Annotated in this window: 12 protein-coding genes; 8 read left to right on the top strand and 4 right to left on the bottom strand. The window is 74.2% G+C overall.

Annotation, left to right across the window (positions count from 1 at the left end; genetic code table 11):
• The first annotated feature begins 78 nt into the window (after positions 1-78).
• From ACRAKJ_RS05195 to ACRAKJ_RS05165, 7 genes are all read left to right on the top strand, one after another.
• On the top strand, positions 79-579 hold the full coding sequence (locus ACRAKJ_RS05195) for a nuclear transport factor 2 family protein (RefSeq protein WP_438926830.1): 501 nt from the start codon (positions 79-81) through the stop codon (positions 577-579).
• Positions 580-841: 262 nt separating this feature from the next.
• Positions 842-1,717 (top strand): ankyrin repeat domain-containing protein, encoded by an 876-nt coding sequence (locus ACRAKJ_RS05190; protein ID WP_438926831.1) that lies wholly within the window; start codon positions 842-844, stop codon positions 1,715-1,717.
• A gap of 28 nt (positions 1,718-1,745) precedes the next feature.
• The gene (locus ACRAKJ_RS05185) at positions 1,746-3,701 is read left to right on the top strand and encodes a maltotransferase domain-containing protein (RefSeq protein ID WP_438926832.1); all 1,956 of its coding nucleotides are present in this window, start codon (positions 1,746-1,748) and stop codon (positions 3,699-3,701) included.
• Complete coding sequence (gene treS, locus ACRAKJ_RS05180) at positions 3,698-5,374, top strand: maltose alpha-D-glucosyltransferase (protein WP_447008886.1); 1,677 nt, start codon at positions 3,698-3,700, stop codon at positions 5,372-5,374. The genes ACRAKJ_RS05185 and treS overlap by 4 nt, the downstream gene beginning before the upstream one ends.
• A complete protein-coding gene (locus ACRAKJ_RS05175; RefSeq protein ID WP_438926980.1) occupies positions 5,371-6,771 on the top strand; it encodes a maltokinase N-terminal cap-like domain-containing protein in 1,401 nt (466 codons plus the stop codon). The genes treS and ACRAKJ_RS05175 overlap by 4 nt, the downstream gene beginning before the upstream one ends.
• Complete coding sequence (gene glgB, locus ACRAKJ_RS05170) at positions 6,761-8,989, top strand: 1,4-alpha-glucan branching protein GlgB (RefSeq protein WP_438926979.1); 2,229 nt, start codon at positions 6,761-6,763, stop codon at positions 8,987-8,989. Before ACRAKJ_RS05175 ends, glgB begins: the two co-directional genes overlap by 11 nt.
• Before the next feature lie 104 nt (positions 8,990-9,093).
• Positions 9,094-9,642 carry a nuclear transport factor 2 family protein gene (locus ACRAKJ_RS05165; RefSeq protein ID WP_438926978.1) on the top strand — a complete coding sequence of 183 codons (549 nt, stop codon included), beginning with the start codon at positions 9,094-9,096 and terminating at the stop codon, positions 9,640-9,642.
• 68 nt (positions 9,643-9,710) lie between these two features.
• On the opposite strand, the gene ACRAKJ_RS05160 is transcribed toward ACRAKJ_RS05165, so the two are convergent.
• Positions 9,711-11,090 (bottom strand): serine hydrolase, encoded by a 1,380-nt coding sequence (locus ACRAKJ_RS05160; protein WP_438925695.1) that lies wholly within the window; start codon positions 11,088-11,090, stop codon positions 9,711-9,713.
• Positions 11,091-11,211: 121 nt separating this feature from the next.
• Complete coding sequence (locus ACRAKJ_RS05155; RefSeq protein ID WP_438925696.1) at positions 11,212-12,981, bottom strand: sulfatase; 1,770 nt, start codon at positions 12,979-12,981, stop codon at positions 11,212-11,214.
• 52 nt (positions 12,982-13,033) lie between these two features.
• Here ACRAKJ_RS05155 and ACRAKJ_RS05150 point away from each other — a divergent pair, with 52 nt between their 5' ends.
• Positions 13,034-13,702, top strand: coding sequence for a dihydrofolate reductase family protein (locus ACRAKJ_RS05150; RefSeq protein WP_438925697.1), 669 nt, complete (start codon positions 13,034-13,036; stop codon positions 13,700-13,702).
• On the opposite strand, the gene ACRAKJ_RS05145 is transcribed toward ACRAKJ_RS05150, so the two are convergent.
• Both ACRAKJ_RS05145 and ACRAKJ_RS05140 read right to left on the bottom strand, forming a co-directional pair.
• Complete coding sequence (locus tag ACRAKJ_RS05145; protein ID WP_438925698.1) at positions 13,684-14,079, bottom strand: DoxX family protein; 396 nt, start codon at positions 14,077-14,079, stop codon at positions 13,684-13,686. The genes ACRAKJ_RS05150 and ACRAKJ_RS05145 overlap by 19 nt on opposite strands.
• A complete protein-coding gene (locus tag ACRAKJ_RS05140; RefSeq protein WP_438925699.1) occupies positions 14,072-14,791 on the bottom strand; it encodes a CDP-alcohol phosphatidyltransferase family protein in 720 nt (239 codons plus the stop codon). The genes ACRAKJ_RS05145 and ACRAKJ_RS05140 overlap by 8 nt, the downstream gene beginning before the upstream one ends.
• Positions 14,792-14,818: the final 27 nt, after the last annotated feature.

Below are 14,818 nucleotides of genomic sequence, written 5' to 3'. Positions count from 1 at the left end.
TCTTCGGCCCGGAGGTTCCCCAGACCTCCGGGCCGAGGGGTACCCAGTTTTTTCCGCCGAGAGCGAGGAAGGCACGACATGCGCAGGAGAACCGGCAGGGCAGGGGTCGGCATAGCGGTGCTGGCGTTCGCGGCCGTCGCGGCGTGCGGCGGGCAGGAGGCGCCGGCACGGGCGGGGCAGCAGACGACGAGCGGCACGGGGGCGAGCAGCACGAGCGGTCCGGTGTCCGCGCCGCTGTCCGACGCGGACCGGGCCGCCGCGCCCGGGTTGGCCGAGCGGTTCCTGGAGGCGGCCAACGCGGGTGACTCGGCGGGCGTCGCGGCGGTCTTCGCCGAGGACGCCCGGTTCGACAGCGTCGGCCGGATCTACCCGTCCCGCAAGGACATCATGGACCGCTTCCTCGACCCCGAGGTGATCGAGGCGGGCGGTCGGTACGCGGTGACCGGCACGAGCTGGAACGGCGACCGCTACCGCGTCGACTACGACTACGACACCGGCCATGGCGGCAAGGAGGTCTTCTACTACGAGTACCTGGTGCGCGACGGCCTCATCCAGGACGTCATCGGTCGCTACAACTGACCCCGCGCGCACGACGGGGGAGAACCCGCCGCACACCCGACAGGTGCGGCGGGTTCTCCCTTTTCCGCGCCCGGACCTCCCCCGCGCCCGGACCTCCCCCGCGAGCGCATTTCCCCGGTACGGCCGGGTTCTGCCGCGACCCGGGCAGGTTCCCCGGCCACCTCGGCATGTTGCCGCAGTAGAACGCCGTTCCTCGTGCCCGCCGCGGATCGCTGCCAGCCTGGGAGCAGAGGGAATCCCCCTGTGCCGAAAGGAAATCCGCATGGACACGCGCAAGATCGTCGACGACTGGTACGGCGCCATCGGCCGCGGCGACATGGACGCGATCACGGCGGGCCTGTCCCCGTCGATCGTGCTGGAGCTGCCGCAGGACCAGTGGAACGCGGTCATCCCGTACCTCGGCACGCACGTCGGCCTGAACGAGGTCGCCGAGGCGTTCCGGGTGCGCGCCGACACGACCGAGGTGCTCGACTACGGCCTGCGCGGCCTCTACGTCGATGGCGCCACGGCGTGCGCGGTGGTCTACACGAAGGGGCGGCACACCCGCACGAAGGTGTTGTTCGAGATCGAGGACATGCACCGCGTGGTCCTCAACGAGCAGGGCAAGATCACCCACTGGAAGGTGTACTTCGACCCGAACACCGAGGTCAACGCCTTCAACGCGGACCGCGAGGAGCGCCTGCACGCCGCCGCCGCGGCCGGTGACGCGCACGGGGTCCGCGAGCTGCTGTCGTTCGGCGGCGACCCGGACCACCACGACCGGACCACCGGCCTGACGGCGCTCCAGGTCGCCGCCGCCCGCGGTGACGGCGCGGTGGTCCGCACGCTGCTCGGCGGCGGTGCGGACGTGCTGGTCACCGACCGCTCCGGCCAGACCGCCCTGCACAAGGCGGCCGAGCACGGCGGCGCGGAGGTCGTCACCGCCCTGGTGCGCGCCGGGGCGGTCGTGGACGCGCCGGTCGCCACGACGGGCCAGTCGCCGCTGCACGTCGCGGTCCGCCACGGCAACGTCGAGGCCGCCCGCGTGCTGCTGACCTCGGGCGCCCGCGCCGACCTGGTCGACCACCTCGGCCGCAGCCCGCTGGACCTGGCGCGCGAGCTGCTCGCGCCGGAGGCCGCGAGTGCCCTCTTCTCCTGATCCCGGACGACGAGAGCGGAGGTTCGACGTGAGCGGGCGGTTGGTGGTCGACGACGTCACCCCCGAGGTCAGCTCGGGCCGCCACCCGGCGAAGGCCGTCGTCGGCGAGCACGTGCCGGTGGCCGCGACGGTGTGGCGGGAGGGCCACGACGCGGTCGCCGCGACGGTGGTGTGGCGCGGCCCCGGTGACGCCGGGGCGACCGAGGTGCGGATGGTCCCGCGGGGCGCGGGCCTGGACCGGTGGGGCGCGGTGGTCGTGCCGGACCGGGAGGGCGCGTGGACGTTCCGGGTGGACGCGTGGAGCGACCCGTGGACGACGTGGCGGAGCGCGGTGTCGGCGAAGCTGACCGCCGGGCAGGACGCCGAGCGGTTGGCCAACGACCTGGAGGCGGGGGCGCGGCTGCTGGACCGCGCCGCCCGCCGCCTGCGCCGCCGCGCGGAGAGGCCGCTGCTGCGGCTGGCCGCGGTCGCGCTGCGGGAGACCGGGTACGGCCTGGCCCGGCGGGTGGAGGCGGCGCTGTCCGGGGCGGTGGCGCGGGTGATGCACGAGCACCCGGTGCGCGAGCTGGTGACCCGGGGCCGCACGCACCACGTGTGGGTCGACCGGGAGAGGGCCCGGTTCTCCGCCTGGTACGAGCTGTTCCCGCGCTCCACGGGCGGCGTGGACGGCGAGGGGCGGGCGGTGCACGGCACGTTCGCCACCGCCGAGCGGGAGCTGGCGCGGATCGCCGACCTGGGCTTCGACGTGCTGTACCTGCCGCCGATCCACCCGATCGGCGAGGTCAACCGCAAGGGCCGCAACAACTCCACCACCGCCGGACCCGGTGACGTCGGCTCGCCGTGGGCGATCGGCTCGCAGCACGGCGGCCACGACGCGGTGCACCCGGAGCTGGGCACGGAGGCGGACTTCGCCCGGTTCGTGGCCAGGGCGGGGGCGCACGGCCTGGAGGTCGCGCTGGACCTGGCGCTCCAGTGCGCGCCGGACCACCCGTGGGTCGACGCGCACCCCGAGTGGTTCACGAGCCGCCCGGACGGCTCGATCGCGTTCGCGGAGAACCCGCCGAAGCGCTACGAGGACATCTACCCGCTGAACTTCGATAACGAGCCCCACGGCCTGTACGCCGAGGTGCTGCGGGTGGTGCGGCACTGGATCTCGCTGGGCGTGCGGGTGTTCCGGGTGGACAACCCGCACACCAAGCCGCCGGACTTCTGGCACTGGCTGATCTGGCAGGTCAAGGACACCGACCCGGACGTGCTGTTCCTGTCCGAGTCGTTCACCCGCCCGGCGCGCCTGCACGGCCTGTCGCGGCTCGGCTTCACCCAGCACTACACGTACTTCACCTGGCGCACCGCGAAGCGGGAGCTGGAGGAGTTCGGCCGCGACCTGGTCGAGCACGCCGACGAGGGCACGCCGAACCTGTGGGTGAACACGCCGGACATCCTGCACGAGTCGTTGCAGGTGGGCGGGCCGGGCATGTTCGCGCTGCGGGCCGCGCTGGCGGCGACGCTGTCGCCGTCGTGGGGCGTGTACTCGGGCTACGAGCTGTTCGAGCACGAGGCCGTGCGGCCGGGTGGCGAGGAGTACCTGGACTCGGAGAAGTACCAGCTCAGGCCGCGCGACTTCGGCGTGGCGGGGCTCCAGCCGTGGCTGGCGGCGCTCAACCGCGTCCGGCGGGCGCACCCGGCGCTGCGGCAGCTGCGCACGCTGCGGTTCCACGAGACCGACGACGACCACCTGATCGCCTACTCGAAGACCGACCCGGGCACGGGCCGCGCGGTGGTCTGCGTCGTCACGCTCGACCCGCACCGGCCGCGCGAGGGCACGGTGACGCTCGACCTGGCGGCCCTGGGCCTGCCCGGCGACGCGCGCTTCGCCGCCCGCGACGAGGTGACCGGCGAGGTCTTCGACTGGGGGCGGTCCAACTACGTCAGGCTCGGCCCGGAGCGGGTCGCGCACATCGTGTCCGTGGAGGAGCAGCAGTGAAGAAGGCGCGACCGCTGCCGGTGGACGACGAGTGGTACAAGCGGGCGGTCTTCTACGAGGTGCTGGTCAGGGCGTTCCACGACGACGACCACGACGGCACGGGCGACCTGCGCGGCCTGGCCGGGAAGCTGGACTACCTCCAGTGGCTCGGCGTGGACTGCCTGTGGCTGCCGCCGTTCTACGCCTCGCCGCTGCGCGACGGCGGCTACGACATCAGCGACTTCCGCGCGGTGCTGCCCGAGTTCGGCACCGTGGAGGACTTCGTGCACCTGCTGGACGAGGCGCACCGGCGCGGCATCCGGGTCGTCACCGACCTGGTGATGAACCACACGAGCGACGCGCACCCGTGGTTCCAGGCGTCGCGCACCGACCCGGCCGGCCCGTACGGCGACCACTACGTCTGGAGCGACGACGACCGGGGGTACGCCGACGCGCGGATCATCTTCGTCGACACGGAGACGTCGAACTGGACGTTCGACCCGGTGCGCGGCCAGTTCTACTGGCACCGGTTCTTCTCCCACCAGCCGGACCTGAACTACGAGAACCCGGCCGTGCAGGAGGCCATGCTCGACGTCCTGCGCTTCTGGCTGGACCTCGGCATCGACGGGTTCCGGCTGGACGCGGTGCCCTACCTGTTCGAGGAGGAGGGCACGAACGGGGAGAACCTGCCGCGCACGCACGAGTTCCTCAAGCTGTGCCGCAAGGTGGTGGACGACGAGTACCCCGGGCGCGTGCTGCTGGCCGAGGCGAACCAGTGGCCGTCGGACGTCGTGGAGTACTTCGGCGACCCGGAGGTCGGCGGCGACGAGTGCCACATGGCGTTCCACTTCCCGCTGATGCCGCGCATCTTCATGGCGGTGCGGCGCGAGTCGCGCCTGCCCATCTCGGAGATCCTCGCCCGGACGCCCGAGATCCCGGCCAAGGCCCAGTGGGGCATCTTCCTGCGCAACCACGACGAGCTGACCCTGGAGATGGTCACCGACGAGGAGCGCGACTACATGTACGCCGAGTACGCGAAGGACCCGCGGATGAAGGCGAACATCGGCATCCGGCGCCGCCTCGCCCCGCTGCTGGAGAACGACCGCGACCAGCAGGAGCTGTTTACCGCCCTGCTGCTGTCGCTGCCCGGCTCACCGGTCCTGTACTACGGCGACGAGATCGGCATGGGCGACAACATCTGGCTCGGCGACCGCGACGGCGTGCGCACGCCGATGCAGTGGACGCCCGACCGCAACGCGGGGTTCTCCGCCGCCGACCCGGGCCGGCTGTACCTGCCGACGATCGCCGACCCGGTGTACGGCTACCAGGGCGTGAACGTCGAGGCGCAGCTCGGCACGGCCGCGTCGCTGCTGAACTGGACGCGGCGGGTGCTGGCCGTGCGGCGCGCGCACCCCGCGTTCGGGCTCGGCACGTTCACCGAGCTGACCTGCGCGAACCCGAGCGTCCTGGCGTACCTGCGGGTGCACGGCGACGACGTGGTGCTGTGCGTGAACAACCTGTCGCGGTTCCCGCAGCAGGCCGAGTTCGACCTGTCCGGGTACGCGGGCAGCCTGCCCGTGGAGCTGACCGGCGGCGTCGTGTTCGCCCCGGTCGGGTCCGACCCGTACCGGCTCACCCTGCCCGGTCACGGTTTCTACTGGTTCGCCATCCACCGCATGGGAGAAGTCCGATGACCTCCACCGACCTGCGGCCCCGGCTGGAGCGCGCCCTGGCCGCCTGGCTGCCGTGGCAGCGCTGGTTCGGCGGGAAGGGCCGCCCGGTCGACGGCGTCGACGTCGCGCAGGTGACGGAGCTGGTCGACCAGCGCCCGTCCGGCGGGCCGCTGGGCCTGCTCGTCGTGGTGTCGGTGCGGTTCGCCGACGGCGGCGACGCCGAGCGCTACCAGGTGCCGATCGGGGTGCGGGCGACGCTGCCCGACCGGCTGGCCCCGGCCGTGCTCGCCGGGTTCGACGGGTGCGTGGTCTACGACGCCACCGGGGACGCCGAGCTGAACTCCGTGCTGCTGCGGCTGATCGGGCAGCGGGCCGGGCGCGGTGACGCGGAGGGCGGCGTCGTCGAGTTCCGGCCCGAGCCGAGCTTCACCGGGTCGTCGCGGCGCGGCCTGGTCGGCCGGCCGCTCGGGGCAGAGCAGTCGAACACCTCGATCGTGTTCGGCGACCGGTACATCCTGAAGCTGTACCGGCGGGTCGCGGAGGGGGTGAACCCGGACCTGGAGGCGCACCGCGCGCTGCGGCGCGCCCGGTCCCGGCACATCGCGCCGCTGCTCGGCTCGATCGAGGGCGAGGTGGGCGGCGCGCCCGTTACGTTCGGCATGCTGCAAGCGTTTGCGGCGAACGCGGCCGAGGGCTGGGCGATGGCCGTGGCCAGCGTGCGCGACCTGCTCGCCGACCCGGGCGCGCCCCCGGCGGGCGCGGGCGCGGACTTCGCCGCCGAGGCGCGGCGGCTGGGCGGCGCGGTGGCCGAGGTGCACGCCGACCTGGCCCGCGAACTGGGCACGTCCACCGTGCCCGCGCGGCAGGTGTCCGACGGGATGCTGGCGCACCTGGACGCGGCGCTGGACGCGGTGCCGGCGCTCCGGCCGCACGCCGACCGGCTGCGCGGCGCGTTCGGCGCGGTCGCGTCGCTGCCCGCGGTGCCGGTGCAGCGGGTGCACGGCGACCTGCACCTGGGGCAGGCGCTGCGCACGCCCTCGACGTGGCTGCTGATCGACTTCGAGGGCGAGCCGGCCGCGCCGATCGCCGAACGGGTCGCGCCGCGCTCGCCGCTGCGGGACGTCGCCGGGCTGCTGCGGTCGCTGGACTACGCGGCGCAGCACCAGCTCCGGCTGACCAACCCGGCCCCGGAGCTGCGGCGGCGGGCCCGGCAGTGGGTCGCGCACAACCGGGAGGCGTTCACCGCCGGGTACGCCGAGGCGTCCGGGTCGGCGCCGGACGACCGGCTGCTGACCGCGTTCGAGCTGGAGAAGGCCGTGTACGAGGCGGTCTACGAGACGCGCAACCGGCCCGACTGGGCCGACATCCCGCTGCGCGCGGTGCGGCGACTGGTGGGGGAGGTCGACGGTGACCGCTGAGCCGGCGATCGTGGACCTCGGCGCACCGGACCCGGGGGTGGTGGACCGGCTGCTCGCCGGGGAGCACGACAACCCGCACCAGGTGCTCGGCGCGCACCCCCGGCCGGCGGGCGCGGTGGTCCGGGCGCTCCAGCCGGGCGCGGTCGCGGTGACCGTGCTGACCGGGGACGGCGAGCGGTTCGCGCTGGGGCGGCTGCGCGACGGGCTGTTCTCCGGCGTGGTGCCGGTGCGGCTGCTCGACCACCGGTTCGAGGTGGTGCGGCCGGACGGCGTGGAGCTGGTGGAGGACCCGTACCGCTGGCTGCCGACCGTGGGCGAGCTGGACCTGCACCTGATCGGCGAGGGCCGGCACGAGCGGCTGTGGGAGGTGCTGGGCGCGCACCCGCGGGTGCTCGGCGGCGTGGCCGGCACGGCGTTCGCGGTGTGGGCGCCGGGCGCGCGGGGCGTCCGGGTGCTCCCCGACCGGGCGGCGGGCGGTCGGGCGGCGAGCGGTCGGGCGGGCGCTGGTCAGTCGGGCGGTGGTCGGGCGGCGGGCCCGGTACCGGGGCTGCCGATGCGCCGGCTCGACGGCGGGGTGTGGGAGCTGTTCGTGCCGGGGGTGGGCGCGGGGACCGGGTACCGGTTCTCCGTGCTGGGCGCGGACGGCGGGTGGCGGGACAAGGCCGACCCGCTGGCGTTCGAGGCGCGGGACCACTCGTCCGTGGTGCACGAGTCCACCCACGAGTGGTCCGACGGCGACTGGCTGGCCGCCCGCGCGGCGACCGAACCGTCCCGCGCGCCGATGTCGGTGTACGAGGTGCACCTCGGCTCGTGGCGGCCCGGCCTGTCCTACCGGGAGCTGGCGGTCGAGCTGGCCGACCACGTGACCGGGCTCGGCTTCACGCACGTCGAGCTGATGCCGGTGGCCGAGCACCCGTTCGGCGGGTCGTGGGGCTACCAGGTCACCTCGTACTACGCGCCGACCTCGCGGTTCGGGTCCCCCGACGACTTCCGCCACTTCGTCGACGTCCTGCACCAGCGCGGCATCGGCGTGATCGTGGACTGGGTGCCCGCGCACTTCCCCAAGGACGCCTGGGCGCTCGCCAAGTTCGACGGCACCGCGCTCTACGAGCACCCCGACCCCCGCCGCGGCGAGCACCCCGACTGGGGCACGCACGTGTTCGACCTCGGCCGGCCGCAGGTGCGCAACTTCCTGGTGGCCAACGCCCTGTTCTGGCTCGACGAGTTCCACGTGGACGGTCTGCGGGTGGACGCGGTGGCCTCCATGCTCTACCTCGACTACTCGCGGCAGGCCGGGCAGTGGCTGCCCAACCGGTACGGCGGCCGGGAGGACCTGGAGGCGGTGCGGTTCCTCCAGGAGCTGACCGCGACCGCCTACCGGCGCCACCCCGGCGTCGCGGTGATCGCGGAGGAGTCCACGACGTGGCCCGGCGTGACCCGGCCGACGCACCACGACGGGCTCGGCTTCGGGTTCAAGTGGAACATGGGCTGGATGCACGACACCCTGCGGTTCTTCGGGCTGCCGCCGGAGGAGCGGGCCGCGCGGCAGGACGAGGTGGCGTTCTCGCTGTCCTACGCGTGGAGCGAGAACTTCGTGCTGCCGCTGTCGCACGACGAGGTCGTGCACGGCAAGGGCTCGCTGTGGGGGCGGATGCCCGGCGACGACGCGGTGAAGGCCGCGTCGCTGCGGTCGCTGCTGGCACTGATGTGGGCGCACCCCGGCAAGCAGCTGCTGTTCATGGGCGGCGAGTTCGGCCAGCGCGCCGAGTGGTCGGAGTCCGGTCTGGACTGGCACCTGCTCGACGACCCGCTGCACGCCGGGGTGCGGTCGCTGGTGGCGGACCTCAACGCGGCGCACCGCGCGACGCCCGCGCTGCACCGCCGCGACACCGATCCGGGCGGGTTCCGCTGGCTGCACGGCGGGGACGGCGTGCTCGCGTTCCTCCGCCGCGGGGACGACGACGGCGACGTGGTGGCGTGCATCGCGAACTTCACCGGCGACGCGCGGCACGGCCACCGGGTCGGGCTGCCGCGCGCGGGGACGTGGCGCGAGGTGGTCAACACCGACGCCGCCGCGTACGGGGGGTGGGGGACGGGCAACCTCGGCCGGGTGGTCGCCGAGGAGGTCCCGCACGACGGCCAGCCGGCTTCCGCCGTGCTCACGCTGCCCGCGCTGGGCGTTTTGTACCTGAAACCCGTCACCTATACGGATCTGTAATCGCGGCAAGTATTGGACCGCTCACGCACCGCGACCATACGGTCGAGGGGCAGGCGAACTCCCCTCCCCCGACCGGGTTCGCCACCCCTCAACCAGGAGTGAGCATGACGACGGAAGACCCTGCCACCGTGTCCCGCGCCGACGTGCTGCGCGGCCTCGGGATGACGGCCGTTGGCGTGGCGGCGGGCTCCCTGCTCGGCGCGGGCACCGCCGCCGCCGAACCGGCCGCACAGGACCACCCGAACGTCAAGCTGATCAAGGACTACTACGCGGCCTACGCGTCGGGCGACCTGAGCAGGCTGCGGAGGTTCTTCGCCAACGACATCCGGTGGACCATCCCCGGCCACCACCCGCTGTCGGGCACCAAGGTCGGCGTCGAGGAGGTCCTCGCGTTCTTCGCCGAGCTGGGCAAGGCGGGTTTCCGCGCGGAGCCGATCTCGCTGGCCGCCGACGGCGACTGGGTCATCGACCTGCACCGCGGTTGGAGCACCAAGCCCGAGGGCCTGGACATCACGTGGGCGCTGGCGTTCAAGATCCGCGCGCGGCGGATCGTGGAGGCGATCAACTTCGCCTCCGACCAGCACGCGGCCGACCAGTACTTCTGGCGGGTCTACAAGCTCCGCCCGCTCCCGGACCGCCTGGACCGCCGCTGACGCCGGTCCACCCGGTCGCGGCGGGCACCACGCCCGCCGCGACCGGGTCCGGGATCACCGGGGCGCGGTCACCTCAGGTCGGTCATGATCCGGTCGACGGCCGCGCCCAGCTCGGCGTACTTCTCGGTGTAGAGCACCGGGAAGACGCCGGGCGGGTCGGCGGGGCGGTCGGCGTCGACGTAGTCGGTGCCCAGGTTGCAGAACGCCACCACGACGTAGTTGCGCTTCTCCTTGCCCGGCAACGACTTCACGATGCCCGCGTCGCTGCCCGTGGTGTCCACCCAGCCGGTCTTGTGGCCGAACGACACCTCGGCCCGCGCGTCGCACGGGCGCACGTCGCGGTCGTAGACGGCGTCGCCGACCTTCACCGTGCCGTCCGGCCGCACCCAGCGCGGCGGCGTGACCTGCGGGATGCCCTGCACCGGGTAGTCGCGGCCGCACCAGTTGGTGGTGGACAGCATCTCGTTGTGCCCCTGGTCGTTCAAGGTCCTGCGGAAGAGGTCGCGGGACGCGCCGCTCAGCTCGTCGCGGGTGATCCGCTTGCCGGCCGGCGTCGTCCACAGCGTGCCGTGGCCGCCGTTGACCAGCAGCAGCAGCTTCGCGGTGTCGATGCCGCTCATGTTCGAACCGATCCACCGGCCGCCGTGGTCCGGGTTGGTGCCGGTGACCATCAGCGTCGGCATCCCCAGGTCGGCGAACGTCGCGTTGACGTGGTCCCACGCGCCCAGGTCGTGGATCATCTTGATCAGCGCGCAGGTCGACTCGTTCTGCGACTTGGTGATCATCTCGTCGAAGAGCTGCCGGACCGGCTTGCTGCTGTCGCCGCCGCACGCGGGGCTCTGCGTCACCGGCCGGTAGTCGTAGGTCGCGCCCAGGTCCACGCGACCCTCGTCGGCCAGCCGCAGCACGCCGAAGCCGACCATGAGCTTGAGCACCGACGCCGGGTACGGCGAGGAGAAGTCGATCGGCGCCTCCTCCCGCCCGGGCAGCACGTCGCGCGTGCCGCGGCCACCGTTGACGTCCCACTCGGTGTCGTCCCACCAGCGGTAGCGCACGGACCCGGTGGACAGCTCGCGCCCGTCCACCGGGACGACGATGCCGTTCGGGTACTGCGGGCTGAGCAGCACGTTGGCCACGGCGGCGGGCCGGCCCAGCGCGTCCAGCTCGATGACGGCGAGGTCCAGGTTCGGCGTCTGGTGCAGCGGCCTGGCCTCCGCCGCGCCCAGCCGCGCCACCCGCTCGCCCGCGGGCACCGAGTCGTACTTCTCCGGCGCGCCGGCGCGGGACGCCGCCACCAGCTCCGGCGGGGTCAGGTCGAGCACGTCCTTGAAGTCCCGGGCCACGACCGCGTCGCGCAGCCGCGCGGCGAGCCGGTCGCCGACGGCCCCACCGGCTGGCCCGGCCGACTCGACCGGGCCGCTCGGCTCGGCCGACGACACCGTTGTCATGCCCCCCACCAGGACCGACACCGCGATCCCCGTGGTCAGGGCACGTCGAAGCGTGAGCAAATCACCACCCCCAGCAGTCGAAACCCATTCGTGCCGAAAGTAGCGCATCCGGTGCGGGCGGTCAGCGGAACGCGGTGAGGAACTGGTCGCGGAACGCCTCCATGGGGCGCACCGGGGCGTCCGGGGCGGGTTCGAGGCCGTCCGTCCAGCCCCACGCGTCGGTGCGCGCCATGAGCGCCGCGTCCCGGGTGACGACGGTGACCGGCACGTCCTTCGACGCGCCGTCCCCGGTGACGACCTGCGCCGGCTGGTGGTCGCCGAGGAAGACGAGCACGGTGTCGTCGCCGCCGTAGGTCTCCAGGTAGGACACGAGCACGTCGACCGAGTACGCCACGGACCGCGCGTAGTCGGCGCGCACCGCGTCCGGGTCGCGGCCGAAGATCGAGTCCGGCGCCTCCTCCCCCGCCGCGCCGCCGAACACCGCGCCGTCGCCCACCTCGTCCCACGGGAGGCGGGTCGGCACCGGCGTCCACGGCGCGTGGCTGGACAGCAGCGGCACGACGCCCACCACCGGCGCGTGGCCGGGCCGCCGCTCGCGCTCCTGGAACGCGGACAGCGCGTACTGGTCGGGCATGGTCGCGTAGCCGAACCGGGGACCGCGGTAGCCGAGGTCGGCGGCGGCGTAGACCCGGTCGTGGCGGAAGAAGTCGCCCTCCGGCCAGGCGCGGGTGATGCCCGGGACGACGCCCACCGACCGCCAGCCCGCGCGGCGGAACGCGCCGTTGAGGGTGAGCCGGTCACTGGCCACGAGGGTGCGGTAGCGCTGCTGGTTGTCGATCCGCAGCCCGGACAGCAGGGTCGCCTGGGCGAGCCAGCTGCCGCCACCCGCCGTGGGCGACGTCAGGTAGGCGCTGCGCGAGGCGTAGCCGGCGGCGGCGAGGCGGCGCGCGCCGTCGTCCAGGGCGGCCCCGACGACCGGGGCCAGCGCCGGGTGCTCCACCGCCGAGCGCCCGTAGCTCTCCACGAACGCGACCACGACGTCCTTGCCGCGCAACGAGGTCAGCAGCTCGTCGGCGGGCACGTCGCGGAACGCGTCGGTCGACGCCTCGGCCGCGAACGCCTCCCGGTCGCGCAACCCGACGCGCACCGCGTGCGCGTGCCGGCCCACGAACGACACCGCGTCGTGCGAGGCCACCGGCAGGCCGGGCGCGAACTCCGCACCGGGTGCGGCGCAGGTGACCCAGGCCGCGGTCACCGCGACCAGCGCCCGCGTGACGACCGGCCGGCGCGCCTCGGCGCGGCGGCTCAACCGCAGCACCGCGCGCGCCATCAGGACCACCACCGCGCCGACCAGCAGCACCGCGCCCACCACGGCCGCGACCGCCGCGCCCCGGCCGGCGGTGACGTCCACGTAGTCGACGGCGGGGGTGAGCAGCGGCCAGTCCAGGACGAGGTCGAACGGCCGGTACAGCACCAGGTCGGTCCCGATGTCGGCGACCTTGACCACGAGCAGCAGGCCCAGCAGCGCGCCGCCGGCCAGCGCCACCGGGCGGCGGGCGCGCGGCGGCAGCACGAGGACGAGGAGCACGCCCAGCAGGCCCTCCACCGGGATGCGCAGGAACGCGGCGACGCCGAACCGGTCGAGGTCGGCCGGCGCGAGCAGGGCGAGCAGCACGAACAGCGCGGCGAGCCCGGTCAGCGCGGCACCCGCCACCCGCCCGCCGCGCCGGCGCGCGGGCTCGGCTCCAGGACCGGGCACGGCCTCGGGCACGGGCTCGACTTCAGGACCGGGCACGGCTTCGGGCACGGGCACGGGCACGGCTTCAAGCTCGGGCACGGCTTCGGCCTCGGGCGCGGTCAAGGTCGGGGAATGGGTCTCGTCGACCGCCACGCGGTCCTCCTCGGGGGGTTCGGCGACCGGCGCGCGTGGGTAGGTTGGGTGCGTGACTCGCCCGTACGTCCTGCTCAGCGTCGCGGTCAGCGTGGACGGCCACATCGACGACCGGGGGACCGAGCGGTTCCCGCTGTCCAACGCGGAGGACTTCGACCACGTCGACCGGGTGCGCGCGGAGTCCGACGCGATCCTCGTCGGCGCGGCCACCGTGCGCCGCGACAACCCCCGCCTGCTGGTCAACGACCCGGGGCGGCGGGCGGAACGGGTCGCGTCCGGGCTGCCGGAGTTCCCGCTCAAGGTGGTGGTGACCGGCAGCGGCGACCTCGACCGCGAGCGCGCGTTCTGGCACTGCGGCGGCGACAAGGTCGTCTACACCACGGACTCCGGTCACCGGGGGGCCGCCGGGCTGGCCGACCTCGCCGACGTCGTCGCCCTCGGCCCGGACCTGGACTTCGGCGCGCTGCTCGACGACCTGGGCGGGCGCGGCGTGGGCAGGCTCATGGTGGAGGGCGGCAGCGCGGTGCACACCGCGTTCCTGGCGGCGGGGCTGGCCGACGAGATCCGCATGGCGGTCGCGCCCATGATCATCGGGCAGCACGGCGCGCCGCGCTTCCTCCGGCCGGCCGAGTTCCCCGGTGGGCCCGCCCACCGCTTCCACCTCGAAGAGGTCGCCAAGCTCGGTGACGTCGCCGTGCTGCGCTACTTCCCGAAGCGCTGAAGCAGGTCCCGCACGGTGTCGCGCCGGAAGAACGCGACCACCGCGGCCACCGCCAGCAGCTCCGCGGGCAGCACGGCGCCGCCGGTGTCGCCCAGGACGAACAGCTCCGTGCACACCGCGCCGGCCATCACGCCCACCAGCCCGAGCGCCGCCGAGCCGCACAGCCCCGGCACGAGCAGGCCCAGCGCCCCGGCGATCTCCAGGGTCCCGGTCACGTACCGCAGCCACTGGCCGAACCCGATCCTCTCGAACTTGCCGACGAAGTCGTCGCCGAACAGCGACACCCCGCTGTGGATGAAGTACGCGGCCAGCAGCACCTGGACCGCCCACAGCACCGCGTTGCCCGCGACCCGCGCGGTCGTGCGCCCCTCAGACACGCGCCACCCCTCCCACTGCCCCGGCCTCGCGCCGCAGCCACGCGATGTCACGCCCGAACGACCAGACGAGCGCGCCGAGGGCGAGTCCCACGAGGACACCGGTGAGGGGCGCCAGGCCGGACGCGGCGACCACGAGCACGATCCCCTGCACGGCGGCCACGACCTTGCGCGCGTAGCTCGCGGGCAGCGGGCCGCGCAGCCAGGCCAGGCCCCACGAGGCGGCGACGAACGCGTACCGCAGCACGCCGATCGCGAGCACCCACGGCCCGAGGGAGAACGCGACGTGCGCGCTCAGCACCAGGATGAGGAACGCGTCGACCTCCATGTCGAACCGCGCGCCCAGCTCGGACTCCGTGCCGGTGCGCCGGGCGACCCGGCCGTCGACGAAGTCGAGCGACAGCGCCACGGCGGCCAGCACGACGAGCAGCGCGGTGCGGTCGGAGCCGTCCGCCACGAGCGCGGCCACGCCGCCCACCAGCAGGCCGCGGGCGAGCGTGACCCGGTCGGCCGGTCCCGGCACGCCCCTCGGGGAACGCCGGAGCGCGCTGCTGAACAGGGCCTGCCCGGCGGTGGCGTAGGCGATGCCCGCCAGCCAGCCCAGCGGGCCGAGCCCGACGCCGGCCTCCAGCGCGCCGAGCAGGAGCAACTGGGCACCCGCCCAGAGCGCGGGTTCCCGCACGGCCGGGACCGCGCTGTGCTGAAGTGTGGTCATCGTGCCCCTCGTCGCTGTGGGCCCCGT

It is taken from the genome of Saccharothrix sp. DSM 118769 (genome assembly GCF_052936295.1).
The sequence above is the reverse complement of the archived record's forward strand: the minus strand, read 5'-3'. Positions and strand labels throughout refer to the sequence as shown.